Below are 16,763 nucleotides of genomic sequence, written 5' to 3'. Positions count from 1 at the left end.
GATCAGAGGCCGAGCGCGGCCTTCTTCGCCGCCTCGTAGTCCTCGTCGGTGATCAGGCCCTTCTCCAGCATCTCCTTGTACTGGGCGAGCTTGGCCACCGGATCGTCCTGGGCGGGGGCGGCCTGCTGCTGCGGCTGGCCCTGCTGCTGGGGCTGACCCTGCTGCTGCGGGGCCGCCTGCTGCTGCGGCTGGCCCTGCTGACCCGGCGGGGACCACGGCTGGGCGGGATTGACCATGCCGCCGGCAGCACCCATGCCCGCCCCGAACATGGCCAGGCCCGCACCGCCGCCGGTCTCCCCGGCGGACTCCACACCGCGAGCGGCGGCCTGATTCATGAAGGACTGCGAGCGGGCGCCGGAGAGCGCGTCGGCCTTCTGCACGTCGGCCAGCAGCTCGCGGGTGCGCTGGTCGTACTCGATCGAGACGATGGCGGTCTTCACGATCGCGAGACCGCGATCGCTGGACCAGCGGTAGCCCTCCTCGACGGCGGCCGAGAGCGACTGTGCGAAGCCGACCGAGTCGCCCTGGATGCGGGAGATGCGGTTGCCCTTGTCGGGATCGTTCGTGTAGCGCGAGAAGGCCGCGGCGAGCGAGCCGACGACCTCGCGGAACAGCTGGGACCCGGCGGCGTTGTCGACGTCGGAGAAGTCGAAGACCGGGGCGTTCGCGGAGATGAAGGTGGCCGGCACGAAGTTGTGCACGAACAGCAGCGGGTCGATGATCCGCAGCGTGTACGAGCCGCGGCAGACCGCACCCACCTGCGCGTTGAGATAGGCGTCGTCCCAGTAGATCTCCGACTGGGTGCCGAACTTGTTGCCCGGGATCTCCTTCAGGCTCACGTAGAAGGCGAGCTGCTGCGAGGAGGGGCGGCCGCCGAACTTGAAGCGCTCCCACGAGGTCCCCACCGTCGAGGCGAGCATCTCGTCCCCGGCGAAGACGGAGCGCGCATCCGGCGAGGAGTCGTTGAACTCGTAGCCGCCGGCCTCGGTGATCAGGCCCGTCGCCCGACCATCGACCACGGTGACCAGGCCGTACCCCTGGGGAACCAGGATCTTCGAGCCGTTGGAGATGATGTTCTCGGAGCCGCGGGTGTTGGATCCGCGCCCGGCGTTGGTGCCCTGCGGGACCGCCGGGAACAGTGCCGCCGTCTGCGGGAGCCCGTTCGGGACGGTCAGGAAGTCCTTCCACTGATCGGCGAGCATCCCGCCGACAGCTCCTTTGAATGCCTGGATGAATCCCATGTGATCTCCTTCGTCTCCCCCGAAGCGTGTGGACCCGGCCATGCTATCCCGCGCGCCCCGAACATCCCCTGGATCCGCGCAGTACGGTTCCCGACATGGCGCAGCAATCGGTCCGCGGCGTGCTCGAGGAGCACCAGGTGCCGATCTATCTGCTCGCGATCGGGGCGGGGATCGGGCTCGGAGCGCTGCTGCCCGGTGTCTCGCAGCCGCTCGAGGTCGCCGTCGAGCCCGTGATCGCGGCCCTGCTGCTGGTCACCTTCCACGGGGTGCCGCTGCGCGAGCTGGGTGGCGCCGCGCAGGACCGACGCTTCCTGCTCACGCTGCTGGCGGTGAACTTCGTGGCAGTGCCGCTGCTGGTGCTGGCGATCACCCGCCCGCTGGCGGGAACCCCCGAGCTGCTGGTGCCCGCACTGCTGGTGCTGCTCGCCCCCTGCGTGGACTACGTCATCGTGTTCACGGCCGTCGCAGGCGGGGCGAAGGAGCAGCTGCTGGCCGCGACTCCGCTGCTCATGCTCGTCCAGATGCTCGCCCTGCCGGTGCTGGTGCCGCTGCTCGCCGGCGACGCGACGACCGGGCTGTTCACCCCTGCCCCCTTCCTGCGGGCCCTGATCCTGCTCATCCTGCTGCCGCTGCTGGCCGCGGCGCTGATCCAGCGCCTCGCCCCGCGCTGGGACCTCTCGGCGGCGATGATCCCCCTGATGATGCTGACGCTGCTCACGGTGGTCAGCTCCCAGACGCCGCGCGTGCTGGGGATGGGGACGACCCTGCTTGCGCTGGTGCCCGTCTACGTCGCGTTCCTGGTGCTCGCCACGGCCGCCGGGATCGTGATCAGCCGCCTCGCCCGTCTGGACGTGCCGTCGGCGCGGGCGCTGACCTTCTCCGGCGCGACCCGCAACTCCCTGGTGGTGCTGCCGCTGGCCCTCGCTCTGCCGATCCCCGTGGCGCCGGCGGCGGTGGTCACCCAGACCCTCGTCGAGCTGCTGGGCATGGTGCTGCTGGTGCGGATCCTGCCGCAGCTGATCAGGGACGGGCGGCGACCACCAGGGCGGCGGTGACCGGGAAGGCGAGCAGTCCGTCGTCCGTCCTGTACTCGCTCCACAGCGCGCGCACCCGGGCCTCGATGTCGGCGCGCACCGCCGGGGTCTGCGCTCCATGGATCCGCCCCGGGGTGGCGACGCCGCCCGCGATCCCGGCCATCAGGTCATCGGCCGCGATCCTCCAGGTCCACGAGATCTCCTCGGACCGTAGCACCCGCAGCCCGACCTCCTCCGCCATAGTTACCAGGCCGTCGGCGGAGCGTGGGAGATCGAGGTGCTCCGGCAGGCGCGTGCTCGGCACCGCGACGGCACCCGCCGCGGTCGCGGCCTGTGCGTAGGCCGCCAGGTGAGGCCCGGGGGCGGCGGGCCAGATGGTCATCGCGATCGGGGCCGACGGCGCGGCGACCCGCGCCAGGTCCTGCACCGTGGCGCGCGGATCGGGCACATGGTTGACGACGAAGTTCGCGGTGACGGTCGCGGCGGAGGAGTCGGCGAGCGGGAGCGTCGGCGCCCCGGCTCCGAGAAGGTCGATGTCCGCCCCGGCCGACGATGCGGCCCGGCCGGCGAGGGACACCATGTCCGGGTCCGGGTCCACGCCGAGGACCCGCCGGCCCTCCCGCGCGGCGGCGAGCGCGAGATCGCCCGTGCCGCAGCCGACGTCGAGGTGGTCCGTGGCCGGCGCGGTCGCCTCCAGCAGGGCCGGGATGGTGCCGGCGCAGAGCGTCGCGAAGGATCGGCAGTACGCGTCCGCGACGCGGTGGAAGGTGCTCATGGTTCCATCCTGCCGCGGCCGTGCACGGTCCGGCCTCAGCCCGTGATGTCGTACTTCGCCAGGCGCCGGGTGTCGCCGGAGCTCTGCAGGGCCAGCAGCTGGGCGTAGATGCCGCCGCTGGTGGCGAGCTCGGCGGGGCTGCCGATCTCGTCGATGTTCCCGTCGCGCAAGGTGATGATGCGGTCCACTTCGGCGATCGTCGAGAGGCGATGGGCGATGATCAGCGAGGTGCGCCCGGTCATCAGCTCGTCCAGCCCCTTCTGCACCTGGATCTCGGCCTTGGTGTCCAGCGCGGAGGTGGCCTCGTCGAGCACCAGCACCGGGGCGTCCTTGAGGATCGCGCGGGCCACCGCGATGCGCTGGCGCTGGCCGCCCGAGAGCTTCAGGCCGCGTTCGCCGATCACCTGCTCGTAGCCGTCCGGGAAGCGCTGGACGAAGGCTTCGGCATTGGCACCGCGCGCGGCCAGGACCACGTCCTCGTCACTCGCCTCGGGGCGACCGTAGGCGATGTTCTCCCGGATCGTGCCGGAGAACAGCGAGGCGTCCTGGAAGACGACGCCGATCCGCGAGCGCAGCTGGTCCAGGGGCAGGTCCGCGCTGGGTCGCCCCACCACCTCGATGCTCCCCTGCCGCGGTTCGTACAGGCCCAGCAGCAGGTTCACGATGGTGGACTTCCCGCCGCCGGACTCGCCGACCAGGGCGACCTTCTCGCCGCGATCGACGCGGAAGTCGATCCCGTGCAGCACGTCCTCGTCCGCCTCGTAGGCGAAGTCGACCTCGCGGAAGGAGATCACGGGGGCGCCGGGCACCGGCTCGACCGGGGCATCGATCGCCTCGCCGTCGGTCGTCGCGCCGTCGGTCGGATGGGCCGCCATCAGCGCGGCGGTGCGCGGGTCCACCTCCGTCTCCATCACCCGGAAGTAGTCGCGCGAGCCGGCCAGCGCCCGCTGGGCGGAGTCGATCACGAAGCTCATCGACTCCACGGGGGCCTTGGCCATGCTCATCAGCTGGATCAGCAGCACCATCTCGCCGAGGGAGAACTGTCCCTGGACCGTGCGCACGAAGATGATCACGTAGATGCCGAAGAAGACGAGGTTCAGGAAGGCACGACGGATCACGTCCATGCGGTGCCAGTGCGCGGACTGCTCTCGGGTCGTGTCATCGGTGGAGCCGAAGCGGCGGGCGAAGTCCGAGAGCTCCCCGCGCTCGCGCACGAAGGACTTCACCACGCGGATCTGCCCGACGACCTCGGCGAACCGTCCCGAGGCGATATCCACCTGCTCGTTCTTCTCCGCCTCCAGCCGCTGCCACTTCACCGAGGTCAGGGAGGTCAGCCAGACGTAGACGGGGAAGACGACCAGCAGCAGCGCCGTCAGCGGCCAGGCGTACCAGGCGCTGATGACGAGCACCGCGAACGTGGTGATGAGCATCGAGGCGAAGGAGTTCGACATCATCTTCACGAAGTTCGTGACCTCGGTGATCGACCGGTTCAGCCGGGCGACGATGGTGCCGGTGATCTCGCCGTCGAACCAGCGCTGGGGCAGGTGGAGCAGCTTGTCGTAGTAGCGCACCGAGAGGATCGTGCGCATCCGGTTGCTCATGACGTCGCCGAACCAGCCGCCGACGTTGGAGACCACCGTGGTGATCAGCTCGGCGAGGAGCACCGCGGCGGCGATCAGCACGACGGTGCGCACCGCGGTGGAGACGTCGTCCCCCTCGGTGACGGCGCCGGAGACCGTGTCGGTCGCGTAGCCGATCAGGAAGGGGACGGCCAGTCCCGCCGCGGCGGTGAGCACCGAGCACGCGATGACAGCGGTGTACAGCGGGGCCAGGGACCGGGTGAAGCGGACGATGCGCAGCAGGGACGACACGTCGCACGACCCTAGGCGATGCGACCGGGGGCGACCAGAGGTCGAGGGCTCCCGGGGTGACGCCCACAGCGAAAGGGGTGGAGCCCTTGGGCGAATCGACGCGCGAGGAGCGCGATCAGTCGGACTTCGGGCCCACCACGCCCAGCAGCACGCCGAGGGTGGCCCGCTCCCCCGCCCGGCGGCGGCGGATCACCCCGGAGGCCAGGGCGTAGGGCACGAGCATCACGAAGCCGACGGCGCTCAGCAGCAGGATCGCCACCACGATCGAGCCGTCGCCGGACCCGGTGCGCGCCACCAGCAGGGCCGCGGCGATGTTGCGCTGGCTGGTGAGGATCGCGGGCCCGTCGTCGACGGTGAGGGTGTCCCCGGCGAGGTCGCCGGAGATCCGGCCCGCGACGAAGGCGATCGCCACCAGGCCGACGGCGACCAGGATCGCCGGGGAGAGCACGAGGCTCAGCACGAGCCCCGTGTTGGAGCCGAAGCCGGAGAGGAACATGAGCACCGCGGAGACGGCGGCGACGCTGCCGGCGACGCGCGCGAACTGGTCCGACCGCTTCGGCCACACGGCCGCGATGACGATGCCGGCGATCATCGGCGAGAGCATCGTGCCCAGCAGCAGGCGGGCCACGGCCCAGCCGTCGACCTCGACGTCCTGGAGCACGAAGGGCACCACCAGCGGCATGAACACGATCGACCCCAGCAGCAGCACCGCCATCGGACCGGCGGTCTCGCCGTAGGGGATGCGGGCCATCGCCCCCAGCTGCAGCACGAACGGGGCACCGGCCGCGCACAGGGCGATGATGAAGCCCTCCCCCGTCTGGTACGGGAGCAGGCCGTTCAGGATCCAGATGATCAGGGTGCCGACGGCGGGCACCACCACGAAGTTGGCCCCCAGCACGGAGAACACGGTGCGGCGGTCGCGCAGCTGGTTGCGGAAGGCGCGCAGCGGGGTGCGCAGGCCCATGGAGAGCATCGACGCGATCGCGAAGACCGGGACACTGACCTGGATCAGCAGGCCCAGCAGGGATTCGATCGTATGCACCCCGGCAGGCTACGCGGCCGCTCTGGGAACGTGCACGCCCATTCAGATCCGGCCGTCGGATCCAGCCGTCAGATCCACCCGTTGTCGGAGGCGGTCCTCACCGCTTCGGCGCGGTTGGCCACCCCCAGCTTCCCGATCGCGGCCGAGACGTGGTTGCGCACGGTGCCCACGCTGAGGAACAGCGCGGCGGCGATCTGCGCGGTGGCGTTGCCGGTCGCGGCGCTCTGCAGCACCGCGGTCTCCTGGGCGGTCAGCGGACTGGGGCCGACGGCCAGGGACTGGGCGGCCAGCTCAGGGTCCACGACGCGCAGGCCCTGGTGGACGCGGCGGATCGCATCGACGAGGCGCTCGACGGGAGTGTCCTTGACCATGAACCCCTGGGCGCCGGCCTCCATGGTGCGGCGCAGGTACCCGGCGCGGCCGAAGGTGGTCAGCACGATGATGCGGGGACCGTCGGCGCCCGCCTCCTGCAGGGACTGGGCGACGGCGATGCCGTCCTCCGGCCCGACGCCGCCGTCGGCGGCGGTCCCGGCGGGCATCTGCACGTCCAGCAGGAGGACGTCGGGGCGGTGCTCGGCGACGGTGGCGAGCGTGCTCGCCCCGTCGGCCGCTTCGCCCACCACCTCGAGGTCGGACTCGAGGCGCAGCAGGGCCACCAGGCCAGAGCGCAGGATGGACTGGTCGTCGGCGACCACGAGTCGGATCATGCCTTCTCCCCCATCGTCGCGGTCAGTCGGGTCCCGTGGTCATCCGAGGCGATCTCCAGGTGACCACCGGCGATGGCGACCCGCGCCTCGAGCCCTGTGAGGCCCGATCGGGCGGTGTCCGCAGGGATGCCGTCCCCGTCGTCGGCGACGGTCACGGACTCCTCGTCGACGGTGATCGTGGCGCGGGTGGCGCGCGAGTGGCGCACCATGTTCGTGACGCCCTCACGGATGACGTAGCCGAACAGCTCGGCACGGTCGTCGGGCAGCGGCGGCAGCGCGGTGGGGACCTCGGCCTGGATGCCCACGGTCGCCAGCACGGTGCGGGCCGAGGCGATCTCGGTGGCGGCGCGCACGTGCTGCATGCCGCTGGCGGTCGCACGGACGTCCGAGAGCGCCTGGCGGACCGTCGCCTCGATGTGCTCGAGCTGCTCGCGGGCCGCGTCCGGATCGGTCTCCAGCAGACGCCGGGCGAGCTGGGCGGAGATGGTCAGCGAGGTCAGCGAGTGGCCGACCAGGTCATGGAGGTCACGGCCGATGCGTTCGCGCTCGGCGGCGACGGCGAGCACGGCATTGCGCTCCTCGGCGGCGTCCAGCTCCTCCTGCAGCACCTGCTGGCGGATGCCGTAGCCGAAGCCCCAGCTCATCAGCATGCCCATCCCGGCCAGCCCTGCCGCGACGTAGATCCCGAGCACGAGCGCGATGACGAACACCATCAGGCTCATGGCGATCATGGTGGGGCCGGCCCATCGCCACGGCAGCAGCAGCACGTGCGTCATGGCCTGGAACATCACCATGTACAGCACGTTCTGACCGAGGATCGGGATCAGGGCCAGGAGCAGGGCGGTGCAGACGCCGAACCAGGCCAGGCGCACCGGATGCGGGTAGAGGGCGATGCCGGTGCAGTAGACGAACAGCAGCCCGTAGACCAGCATCATCACGGTCACGAGAGCGGCGCCGGGGCCGGGGGTGCCGATCCAGGCGAAGACGATCGGGATCGCGATGAAGATGACCGGGGGGAGGGCGAAGGGCAGGCCTCCCGACTCGACGGCGGCCCGGTGGATCGCCCGCGGGGTGAGGGGCCGGGCCACGGGGGCCTCCTCGCCGCCGCGTGCCCAGGCCCCCCAGGCCGGCGCCTCGTCGGTTCGCATGAGCGTCATTGTGCCAGCGCCTCGTCAGCGCCGGGTCAGGCCCACGGCGCGGGACATGCTCACCGTGCAGATCAGGGCGAGGGCGAGGGTCCAGGCGCCGATTACGAGCAGCCCGGTCACCGACAGCGGACCGCCGTACAGGGCCCATTCGCCCAGGGACGAGATCCAGTAGGTCGGGATCGCGTGGCCGACGGTCTGCATCCAGCTCGGGAACATCTCCAGCGGCATCCACAGCCCGCCGAAGATGGCCATCGCCATCATGGTGATCACGCCGCCGGCCATCGCCGCACCGCCTTTGAGCACCATGCCGAGCACGATGCCGATCAGGATCGTGGGCAGCAGTCCGACCCACAGCACGGCCAGGGTGGCCAGGAATGCCCCCGGGCTCGCCTCGACGCCGGTGGCCAGGCCGACGATGCCCACCGCGACCAGGGCCGGGATGATCACGGCGCTCGCGGCCATGACGGAGCCGGCCAGGAAGGAGCGCGGGGACAGCCCGGCCACGATCAGCTGGCGCAGGAAGCCGTTGCGCTGATCCTCCTGGATCTGGGTGCCGGCGGTGACCGCGGCGCCGAGTCCGCCGTAGGCGGCCATGTTGACCATGATCATGCCGCGGACCTGCCCCCCGGACTGGTCACCGAACATCATGGAGAACAGCAGGTACATGCCCACCGGCATGGCGATGGTGAACACCATGAACATCACGTTGGTGACCGTCATGCGGGTGGTGTGGCCCGCGTAGCGCACGATGCGCGAGGCGTCCGACGTGGCCGCCGTGCTGCGGGCGGCGGGGGTGGCGGAGGTGAGGAGGGTGTTCTCGGCCGGAGCGGACATGAGATCGCTCCTGCGGGCGGCGGTGACGGGGGTCGGGGCGGAGGCTGCGGCGCGGCTCATCGGTCGGTTCCTTCCGTGTCATCTGTGTCGTCGGTGTCGTCGGTGTCGTCGGTGCCGGTGTGGTCGGTGTGGTCGGTGATGCGCAGGAAGGCCTCCTCGAGGCCCGGGGCGGAGACCAGCACCTCGTGGACCGCGGAGGCCAGCTCAGAGGTGAACAGGGCGGTCAGCGCCGCATCGGAGTCGGAGCACACGGCCCGGACCCGCTGGGGGTCGGTCTCGTCGGGCCCGGCATCCTCGACGCCGGGCAGCTGCGCGATCCGGGCGGCGTCGGCGCCGCGCAGGGTGATCACGCGCCCGCCGACCACCGCGGCGATCTCCGGCCCGGTGCCGTCGGCGACCACGCGACCGCGGTCGAGCACGACCACGCGGGCGGCCTCCCGCTCGGCCTCGTCGAGGTGGTGGGTGGCGAAGACGATGGTGCGGCCGGTGGCGGCGACGGAGCGCATCTGGTCCCAGAAGGCGCGGCGGGCGCCGATGTCCATGCCGACGGTCGGTTCGTCCAGCAGCAGCACCTGCGGGTCGCCGAGCAGGGCGATCGCGAAGCGGACCCGCTGCGCCTGGCCGCCGGAGAGGGCGCCGATCCGACGGGAGAGCAGCTCGGTGATGTCCGCCTGCTCCGCGGCCGCGGCGAGCGGCATCGGGTGGGCCTGCAGCGCGTGGAGCATCCGCAGCATGGAGCGCACGGTCTGGTCGGGCAGCAGCGCCCCGCCCTGGAGCATGGTGCCGATCAGTCCGGTGCGGGTGGCGGTGACCGGGTCGGTGCCGAGGATCGCCACCTCGCCGGCATCCGGCCGGGTGAGTCCGACCATCATCTCCATGGCGGTGGACTTGCCGGCGCCGTTGGGTCCGAGCAGCGCGACGATCTCGCCGGGGCCGACCTCGAGATCGAGACCGTCCAGGGCGCGGATCTGTCCGTAGCTGCGGGTGACGGCGCCCAGTCGGATCGCGGCGGTGGGGCGCGCCTCGCCGGTGACCGGAGTGGGGGCGGAGGCTGTCGTCGTGTTCATGGCTCCGAGCCTGTCGCGCCGGGCCCGTCGGTCCCAGGGCCGGCGATCATCTCCCACCCATGACAGTCGTCATGAGGCGTCATGAGGGCGCCCCCGCGGTTACTCTGGATCGGTGCTGATCAGACAGGTGCGGCCCCTCGATGCCGCCGCCGGCGGGTCCCCCCAGCGCCCCGTGGACCTGCGGCTCCGCGACGGGGTGATCGTCGAGATCGCCCCGGATCTGGCCCGGGCCGACGGCGAGGAGGTCCTCGACGGCGGTGGGGCGCTCGCCCTGCCGGGGCTGTGGGACCAGCACGTCCACACCGGCCAGCTCGCCCAGGCGCACGCACGCCTGGACACCGGTGGGGCGGGCAGCGTCGGGGTGATCCTGGAGCTGGTGCGCGGTGAGCTCGCCGTGCGCCGGGACGCGCGCACCGACCCGCGGCAGGCGCTGATCGGTTTCGGCCACCGCCTGGTGGACTTCGCGGTGCCGCCGACGGTCCCGGCACTCGACGAGGCCACCGGTCCCGTTCCCACGGTGCTCATCGGGGGCGACGCCCATCACGCCTGGCTGAACACCGCCGCACTGGAGCAGCTGGGGCTGCCGCCGCGCGACGGGATCGTCGCCGAGGACGAATGGTTCGACCTCGCCCCGCGGCTGACCGAGCTGCCCGGAGTGGGCGATGCCGTCGCGACCGGGGCGGCGATGATGCAGCGCCAGGCGCTCCAGCGCGGGGTGGTCGGGCTCGTGGACATGGAGTGGGGCCGGCCCTGGGAGGTCTGGCGCTCGCGCGGGGCGCGGATGCGGGTCCGCACCGCGGTCTATCCCGCCGAGCTCGACGGGGCTCCGCGGCCGACGGGCGCCGTCCTGGACGCGACCGGCCTGGTGACCATGGGGCCGCTGAAGGTGATCGTCGACGGAGCGCTCGGCTCGCACTCGGCCTACACCCGCGAGACGTACACCGACGGGCACGGCTACGCCGGTCGGGGCGTGCTCAGCTATGGCGCGGAGGAGCTCACCGCCACCCTGTCGCAGGCACGGAGCCAGGGACTCACCGCGGCCGTCCACGCGATCGGCGATGCCGCGGCGCGGCTCGCCCTCACCGCGATCGGGCAGGTCGGGATCGCGGCGCGGATCGAGCACGCCCAGATGCTCACCGACGACGACGTGGTCCATATGGCGCGCCTCGGCGTGACCGCCTCGGTCCAGCCCGCGCACCTGCTCGATGACCGCGACGTGACCGAGAGCGTCTGGCCGGGCCACGGCTCCCGGGCGTTCCGGCTGCGGGACCTGCTCACCGCGGGGGTGCCGCTGGTCCTGGGGTCCGACGCCCCGGTCGCCCCGCTGGATCCGTGGCTGGCGATGGCCGCCGCGGTGCACCGCAGCGCCGATGAGCGTCCCGGCTGGCACCGCGAGCAGCAGCTGCAGCCGCTCGAGGCCCTCGCCGCCTCGACCGACGGGATCACGTCCCTCGAGGTCGGCGGGCGCGGTGATGTCGTGCTGCTGGAGGAGGACCCTTTCACCGAGGTGCCGCTCGGGGCCGACTCCCTGATGGTCGAGGCCGCCGCCCGGGAGGCCGCGGAGCAGCTGCGGGAGACCACGGTGCTGGCGACGGTGGTCGCGGGGCGGCTTCCCTGAGCTCTGCCGTCCACTCCGGACTACGTGCCCGGGACCACGGCCTCGGCCTCACCCCTTCATCCCGGAGTGCGCCAGGCCCTCGACGACCCGGCGCTGCAGCACGATGAACAGGATCATCAGCGGCAGCATGGCCATGAAGCTGGCGGCCATCATCACCGGGTAGTCGGTGGTGAACTGCCCCTGCATGGTCGACAACCCCACCGCGAGGGTGGTGCGGTCGTCATAGGTCGCCACGATCAGGGGCCACATCAGGTCATTCCACGAGGCCAGGGCCGTGAGGATCGCGACGGCGCTGAGCGAAGGCCCGCTCAACGGGAACATGATCCGCCAGAAGGTCTGCCACGGGTTCGCTCCGTCCAGGCGAGCCGCCTCCTCGAGCGAACGCGGCATCCCCAGGAAATGCTGGCGCATGAGGAAGGTGCCGAAGGCGCTGAAGATGCCCGGGGCGGCGATGCCGGCCACCGTGTTCAGCCAGCCCAGCTGCTGGATGATCTCGTACTGCGGGATGAGGTAGATCTGGTAGGGCACCATGAGGATCGACAGCACCAGGCCGAACAGGATGGTCTTGCCGCGGAACTCCATCCGGGCGAAGGCGTACCCGGCCATCGCGCACAGCAGCAGCTGGCCGACGACGCGGGCGATGGTGACCGCCGCCGTGGTGACGAACTGGCTGAGGAACGGGATCTGCTCGAAGACCGCCGGATAGTTCTGCCATTGCAGCTTCTCGGGGACCCAGGTGGGCGGCACCGAGGTGACTTCGGCGTGCGTGGACAGTGACATGATCAGCTGCCACGCGAAGGGGAAGACCATCACCGCCCCACCGATCAGCAGGGCCGCATGGGTCGCGTAGCGGGGACGATTCCTGCGCGGCTCAGTCATAGTGGACCCACCTCTTCTGCACCCGGAACTGCAGCAGCGTGAACACCCCGATGATCGCCAGGATCAGCAGTGCGATCACCGAGGCATACCCCTGCTCGTGCTGTCGGAACGCCTCCGAATAGAACAGGTAGACCAGCGACTGGGTGTCGGCCATCGCCGGGTTGGACTGACCCATCATCGCGAACAGCAGATCGAACAGCTGGAATCCGTTGATCGCGGTGATGACCATCAGGAAGAAGATGCTGGGAGTCAGCAGCGGCACCGTCACCGACCGGAACTGCCGCAGGGTGCCGGCGCCGTCCAGCTGAGCCGCCTCGTAGAGCTCACCGGGGATGCCCTGCAGCCCGGCCGACAGGATGATCACCGCCAGCGGCAGGCTCGCCCACAGCCCGACGACGGACACGGCGAGCAGCGCCCACCACGGGGCCGTGACCCAGTAGGGCCCCTCGATGCCGATCAGGGACAGCGCCCAGTTGACGACGCCGAACTCCTGATTGAAGATCATCCGCCACACCAGGGCGACGGCCACCGGCATCGAGACCGCCGGCAGGAAGAACAGCACCTGGTAGAAGCGGGAGAACCGCAGTCCCTTCTGGGTCAACAGGGAGGCGACCCCCACGGCGATCGGGATGCCCAGCAGCACGATCGCGGTGTACACGGCGGTGTTGAGGACCGCCCGGGGGATGAAGGAATCGCTCAGCAGCGTCCGGTAGTTCTCCAGGCCGGCGAAGGTACGACCACCGAACGGGTCGAAGCTCGCGAAGGAGTTCAGCACGGTCGCCAGGATCGGCCAGAAGTAGAAGGCCACCACGCCGATCATGAGCGGGGCGAGGAAGACCAGCGGCCAGTAGCCATCGCGCCCGCGCCGTCGGCGGCGGATCGGGGGTGCCGTGTCATGACTCATCGGCGAGCACTCCGTTCATCCTCGTGGCGAGCTCGTGGGCGTGCTTCTCGAGCTGCCCGTCCCCGCTGAGGATCTTGGGGAACAGCAGCTCCTCCAGCTGCAACCACGCGGAGGTGTTCTGCGAGGCCGGGTACGTCCTCGCGGTCTCCGCCGCGTCGACGAAGACGTCGAGGGAGAACTCCGGCAGCGCCTCGATGTAGGTGTCGTTGGTGCCGACGAAGGCAGGGTTGGCGGCACCGGCCGCACCCTGGATGCGGTTGGCCTCCTCGGAGCCGAGGAAGGAGAGGAACGCCGAGGCGGCCGGCTTGTCAGGACTGCGGGCGGACATCGCGTACCCGATGCCGTGGATGACGTTGGCTTCTTCCGGTCCGTGGATCAGCGGCGCCACGCCGAGATGCTCGCGCACCGGCGAATTCTGCAGGAGCGCGGCCTCCCAGTTCCCGGATTGGTACAGGGCGGCGCGACCGCTGTTGAAGAGGTCCTTCGGCGAGTTCTCCGCCGTGTAGCGGACGCCCGGGGCGATCCCGTCGCGGATCATGCCGTCGAGGAAGGAGAACGCGTCGATCGCTTCCGGGCTGTCGTAGCCGGAGACGGTCATGTCCTCATCGACGATGAACCCTCCGGCCTGCATGATCAGCGGGTAGATGTAGGCCTGGTTCGCGACGCCGCCCGGGTTGCCCCAGATCTGCTCATCGCCGAGGGCCCGCGACACCGCCTCGGAGGCGTCGCGATACTCCTGCCAGCTCCAGCTGTCGGTCGGCTCATCGATCCCGGCGCGGTGCAGCAGATCTCGGTTGTACCACAGGGCGATCGTGTCGAAGTCCTTCGGGACCGCGTAGGGCGCTCCCTGATGGGTGTAGAGCTCGGTGAGGTTCGACGGATAGTTCGCCGGGTCGAAGCCTTCGAGTTCGCTGAGGTCCTGGAGCATGCCGTAGGAGGCGTACAGCTCGAAGTTCGGCCCGTTGATCCAGAACACGTCCGGCAGGTCACCGCCGGTCGCCTGGATCCGCAGCCGCTCGAAGTAGCTCGCGAAGGCCGCGGAGCTCATGGTGACCGAGATGTTCGGGTAGTGCTCGTGGAAGGCGTCGATGATCTGCTGCATCGCCGGCTCCTGGGCCTTGTCCCAGATCTGGAACGTGATCGCGCCTGAGTCGCCGCGACCTGCCGGCCGACCGAGCGTGCGGTCGACCTCCGGGGTGCCGGCACAGCCGCTGGCGAGGGCTGTCCCCGCCAGCCCGGCGGCGCCGAGCAGGGAACGTCTGGTGATCACTGGTGCTCCTTCGGACCGGACGGACGGTCGCCCACCGTAGAGCATGTAGAAGCTTTCACCAACGCGGTGTCCGCGACGTGGGCGCGGGCGACGGGCGACGGCATCACCACCGCCTCGTCCGGGGTCGGTCAGGAGGCTGCCGGGGTGCCCTTGGACGCGCGGGCCACGTGCAGAGCCTGGGCTATCAGCACGCCCTGCAGCGGCAGACGCCCCAGCGCGAGCGCCCGTTTGCGCGGGGAGGCGTGCCGCCAGTCGTAGGCCATCTGCACGTTCGCGGGGAACACCGCGACGAACAGGGCCGTGGCGGCGAGACCGCCCCGGCCTCGGGTGCGCCCGATCGCGAGCAGCCCGGCCACGCCGAGCTCCGCCACCCCGGAGGCGCAGGTGTACCCCCGGGCCGATCCGGGCAGCGCCCGCGGGACGATGCTGTCGAAGGGTGCGGGTCGCGCCAGGTGCAGGGCGCCGGCCCCGCCGAGCAGCACGGACAGGAATGCCGCGGTCCGGCGCGCGCCGGTCACGAAGCGGCTCCTGGGGCCGGCAGCAGGCAGAACTCGTTGCCGGAGGGGTCCTGGTAGATGCGCCAGGGGAGCTCGCCCCAGCCGGGGTGCAGCTCCCGGCCGCCGCGCTCGGCGATCTCGGCGGTGATCGCCTCGACGTCGTCCCCGGCCTCGAGGCGGATGTCCAGGTGGATGGGGTTCTTGGCGCCGGGGCGCTTCGGCTCGGGCTCCGGGTACAGCGACAGCAGCGGGCCGCGCCGGGAGGGGTGCCGCAGGGTGCGCGGCGCCTGGCCGGACGTCTCGACCCAGCCTGTCAGCCACGCCCAGAAGTCCCCCTCGCGCTGCGGATCGGCGACGTCCAGCGGCAGGGCGGCGAGCGGGCCGGTGTCGGTGTACTCCTCCCGCTCCTCCATCACGCACAGCGCCGCTCCCTCGACGTCGCCGAGCACGATCCAGGGCACCTCCCCCTGGCCGATGTCGAGATCGCGCGCCCCGAGGCCACGCAGGCGCTCGGCCACCTCGAGCTGCCGCTCCCCTCCGCGCAGGTCGAGGTGGAGGCGCAGCGGTGAGGTGGGATGCTCGGGCACCCGGGCGAAGCACAGGTCGAGGTAGGCGTCGCCATCGAGGTCCAGGCGCGTCTCGTAGATGTCGGGCTCCACCGTCAGCGCGGTGGTGCCCAGCGCCGCCTCCCAGAAACGGCCGCGGCGGATCGGGTCGTCGGCATCGATGCCGAGGTTCTCCAGGAACATGCCCTCAGCCTACGGAGCATCCCGCCGCGACGTCGGCCGAATATTCGCTCGCAGGTCCTCATCGGTCCGTCGTACGGTGTGCACGGCTCGCCCCGGAGCCCTGAGGGAAGGAGGACCAGATGTTTGCCGCCGCGCTGACCCCTGCCGTCCTCCCGTCCGTTCCGACCTGCTGAGCATCTCGCAGGTCCTCCCTCAGGAGTCCCTTATGACCTCGTCCTTCGATATGACCTCGTCCTTCGATCGCGACGCCTTCTTCGCCCGCTCCCTGCTCACCATGAGCGTCACCGAGCTCGACGACGACCAGCGCTGGTCCACCTGGCCCGAGACGGCCCACACGCTTGACCGCGGCCCGCAGCCCTTCCCCGACTGGGTGGTCCAGCACGACGGGGCGATCGACACCGAGCTCGGTGTGCTCAAGACCGGAAAGGAGGCCGACGCCTTCCTGCTCGAACGCGCCCTGCCCGCCGAGCACCGCACCGGAGCCGCCGGGGAGGCGACCCTGCTGGTGGCCAAGCGCTACCGCTCCCCCGAGCACTCCAGCTTCCACCGCTCCCACCGGTACACCGAGGGCCGCCGCGGCACGGACTCCCGCGAGGCGCGTGCCGTCGCCAAGGGCACCGCCTTCGGCCGTCAGGTCGCCGCGGCGCAGTGGGCCCGCGCCGAGTTCGACGTGCTCGGTCAGCTGTTCTCGGCCGGGCTGCCCGTGCCGTACCCGGTGCAGATCGTCGGCACCGAGGTGTGCATGGAGTTCATCGGCACCGATGACGCCGACGGGGCGTTCGCCGCGCCCCGCCTCCAGGAGACCGGCCCGAGCCCTGAGCAGGCTGAGCACTGGGCTCGCACCCTGCGCGAGGTGGTGCTCGGCTTCGCCGAGCTGGGCCTGGTCCACGGCGACCTCTCGCCGTACAACATCCTGATCGACTCCCGCCGGCAGGGCGCGGAGCCGGTGATCATCGACGTCCCGCAGGTCATCGACCTGATCGGGAACCCGAACGGCCCGGAGTTCCTGCGCCGGGACTGTCAGAACGTGTGCACCTGGCTGCGGGCGAACGGGGCGAGCGATGCGGCGGCGGACCCGCAGGAGTGGAACGAGGCCGCTCTCGGCACGTGGCAGGTGCCGTGATCAG

General features: G+C 71.1%; 16 protein-coding genes. 3 read left to right on the top strand and 13 right to left on the bottom strand.

The window, feature by feature from the left end; translation table 11 throughout:
• Positions 1–2: 2 nt before the first annotated feature.
• Positions 3–1,241: an SPFH domain-containing protein gene (locus JOF44_RS16605; protein ID WP_209893982.1), complete on the bottom strand. Its 1,239-nt coding sequence runs from the start codon at positions 1,239–1,241 to the stop codon at positions 3–5.
• Positions 1,242–1,336: 95 nt separating this feature from the next.
• Here JOF44_RS16605 and JOF44_RS16600 point away from each other — a divergent pair, with 95 nt between their 5' ends.
• Positions 1,337–2,296, top strand: a complete 960-nt coding sequence (locus JOF44_RS16600; protein WP_209893979.1) for an arsenic resistance protein — start codon at positions 1,337–1,339, stop codon at positions 2,294–2,296.
• On the opposite strand, the gene JOF44_RS16595 is transcribed toward JOF44_RS16600, so the two are convergent.
• From JOF44_RS16595 to JOF44_RS16565, 7 genes are all read right to left on the bottom strand, one after another.
• Positions 2,262–3,050, bottom strand: a complete 789-nt coding sequence (locus JOF44_RS16595) for a class I SAM-dependent methyltransferase (RefSeq protein ID WP_209893976.1) — start codon at positions 3,048–3,050, stop codon at positions 2,262–2,264. The two genes, JOF44_RS16600 and JOF44_RS16595, sit on opposite strands and share 35 nt — an antisense overlap.
• Positions 3,051–3,085: 35 nt before the next feature.
• Positions 3,086–4,921 (bottom strand): ABC transporter ATP-binding protein, encoded by a 1,836-nt coding sequence (locus JOF44_RS16590; RefSeq protein ID WP_209893973.1) that lies wholly within the window; start codon positions 4,919–4,921, stop codon positions 3,086–3,088.
• 115 nt (positions 4,922–5,036) lie between these two features.
• Complete coding sequence (locus JOF44_RS16585; protein ID WP_209893970.1) at positions 5,037–5,963, bottom strand: bile acid:sodium symporter family protein; 927 nt, start codon at positions 5,961–5,963, stop codon at positions 5,037–5,039.
• A gap of 68 nt (positions 5,964–6,031) precedes the next feature.
• Positions 6,032–6,670 carry a response regulator transcription factor gene (locus tag JOF44_RS16580; RefSeq protein WP_209893967.1) on the bottom strand — a complete coding sequence of 213 codons (639 nt, stop codon included), beginning with the start codon at positions 6,668–6,670 and terminating at the stop codon, positions 6,032–6,034.
• The gene (locus JOF44_RS16575; RefSeq protein WP_245348986.1) at positions 6,667–7,818 is read right to left on the bottom strand and encodes a sensor histidine kinase; all 1,152 of its coding nucleotides are present in this window, start codon (positions 7,816–7,818) and stop codon (positions 6,667–6,669) included. The genes JOF44_RS16580 and JOF44_RS16575 overlap by 4 nt, the downstream gene beginning before the upstream one ends.
• 24 nt (positions 7,819–7,842) lie before the next feature.
• Positions 7,843–8,712, bottom strand: a complete 870-nt coding sequence (locus JOF44_RS16570; protein WP_245348985.1) for an ABC transporter permease — start codon at positions 8,710–8,712, stop codon at positions 7,843–7,845.
• Positions 8,709–9,719 (bottom strand): ABC transporter ATP-binding protein, encoded by a 1,011-nt coding sequence (locus JOF44_RS16565; RefSeq protein WP_209893963.1) that lies wholly within the window; start codon positions 9,717–9,719, stop codon positions 8,709–8,711. The genes JOF44_RS16570 and JOF44_RS16565 overlap by 4 nt, the downstream gene beginning before the upstream one ends.
• A 112-nt stretch (positions 9,720–9,831) precedes the next feature.
• Here JOF44_RS16565 and JOF44_RS16560 point away from each other — a divergent pair, with 112 nt between their 5' ends.
• Positions 9,832–11,337, top strand: coding sequence for an amidohydrolase (locus JOF44_RS16560; protein ID WP_209893961.1), 1,506 nt, complete (start codon positions 9,832–9,834; stop codon positions 11,335–11,337).
• Positions 11,338–11,385: 48 nt separating this feature from the next.
• Here JOF44_RS16560 and JOF44_RS16555 read toward each other — a convergent pair whose 3' ends face one another.
• The 5 genes from JOF44_RS16555 to JOF44_RS16535 form a co-directional block, all read right to left on the bottom strand.
• Entirely contained in the window at positions 11,386–12,216 is an 831-nt protein-coding gene (locus JOF44_RS16555) for a carbohydrate ABC transporter permease (RefSeq protein WP_209893959.1), read from the bottom strand.
• A complete protein-coding gene (locus JOF44_RS16550; RefSeq protein WP_209893957.1) occupies positions 12,209–13,120 on the bottom strand; it encodes a carbohydrate ABC transporter permease in 912 nt (303 codons plus the stop codon). Before JOF44_RS16550 ends, JOF44_RS16555 begins: the two co-directional genes overlap by 8 nt.
• The gene (locus JOF44_RS16545; RefSeq protein ID WP_209893955.1) at positions 13,110–14,390 is read right to left on the bottom strand and encodes an ABC transporter substrate-binding protein; all 1,281 of its coding nucleotides are present in this window, start codon (positions 14,388–14,390) and stop codon (positions 13,110–13,112) included. Before JOF44_RS16545 ends, JOF44_RS16550 begins: the two co-directional genes overlap by 11 nt.
• 128 nt (positions 14,391–14,518) lie before the next feature.
• Positions 14,519–14,908: a DoxX family protein gene (locus JOF44_RS16540; RefSeq protein WP_209893953.1), complete on the bottom strand. Its 390-nt coding sequence runs from the start codon at positions 14,906–14,908 to the stop codon at positions 14,519–14,521.
• Positions 14,905–15,636: a VOC family protein gene (locus tag JOF44_RS16535; protein ID WP_209893951.1), complete on the bottom strand. Its 732-nt coding sequence runs from the start codon at positions 15,634–15,636 to the stop codon at positions 14,905–14,907. The genes JOF44_RS16540 and JOF44_RS16535 overlap by 4 nt, the downstream gene beginning before the upstream one ends.
• 205 nt (positions 15,637–15,841) lie before the next feature.
• Here JOF44_RS16535 and JOF44_RS16530 point away from each other — a divergent pair, with 205 nt between their 5' ends.
• Positions 15,842–16,759, top strand: coding sequence for a serine protein kinase RIO (locus JOF44_RS16530; RefSeq protein ID WP_245348983.1), 918 nt, complete (start codon positions 15,842–15,844; stop codon positions 16,757–16,759).
• The last annotated feature ends 4 nt before the right edge of the window (positions 16,760–16,763 follow it).

The organism is Brachybacterium fresconis, assembly GCF_017876515.1.
Taxonomy (GTDB): domain Bacteria; phylum Actinomycetota; class Actinomycetes; order Actinomycetales; family Dermabacteraceae; genus Brachybacterium; species Brachybacterium fresconis.
This window is presented reverse-complemented; position numbering and strand designations above follow the sequence as displayed.

What these genes read in the sequence shown, in the direction of transcription:
- JOF44_RS16550 (WP_209893957.1), bottom strand. Translation starts at nt 13,120, where the DNA reads ATGAGTCATGACACGGCACCCCCGATCCGCCGCCGACGGCGCGGGCGC.
- JOF44_RS16600 (WP_209893979.1), top strand. Translation starts at nt 1,337, where the DNA reads ATGGCGCAGCAATCGGTCCGCGGCGTGCTCGAGGAGCACCAGGTGCCG.
- JOF44_RS16565 (WP_209893963.1), bottom strand. Translation starts at nt 9,719, where the DNA reads ATGAACACGACGACAGCCTCCGCCCCCACTCCGGTCACCGGCGAGGCG.
- JOF44_RS16595 (WP_209893976.1), bottom strand. Translation starts at nt 3,050, where the DNA reads ATGAGCACCTTCCACCGCGTCGCGGACGCGTACTGCCGATCCTTCGCG.
- JOF44_RS16605 (WP_209893982.1), bottom strand. Translation starts at nt 1,241, where the DNA reads ATGGGATTCATCCAGGCATTCAAAGGAGCTGTCGGCGGGATGCTCGCC.
- JOF44_RS16555 (WP_209893959.1), bottom strand. Translation starts at nt 12,216, where the DNA reads ATGACTGAGCCGCGCAGGAATCGTCCCCGCTACGCGACCCATGCGGCC.
- JOF44_RS16530 (WP_245348983.1), top strand. Translation starts at nt 15,842, where the DNA reads ATGACCTCGTCCTTCGATATGACCTCGTCCTTCGATCGCGACGCCTTC.
- JOF44_RS16575 (WP_245348986.1), bottom strand. Translation starts at nt 7,818, where the DNA reads ATGCGAACCGACGAGGCGCCGGCCTGGGGGGCCTGGGCACGCGGCGGC.
- JOF44_RS16570 (WP_245348985.1), bottom strand. Translation starts at nt 8,712, where the DNA reads ATGAGCCGCGCCGCAGCCTCCGCCCCGACCCCCGTCACCGCCGCCCGC.
- JOF44_RS16535 (WP_209893951.1), bottom strand. Translation starts at nt 15,636, where the DNA reads ATGTTCCTGGAGAACCTCGGCATCGATGCCGACGACCCGATCCGCCGC.
- JOF44_RS16580 (WP_209893967.1), bottom strand. Translation starts at nt 6,670, where the DNA reads ATGATCCGACTCGTGGTCGCCGACGACCAGTCCATCCTGCGCTCTGGC.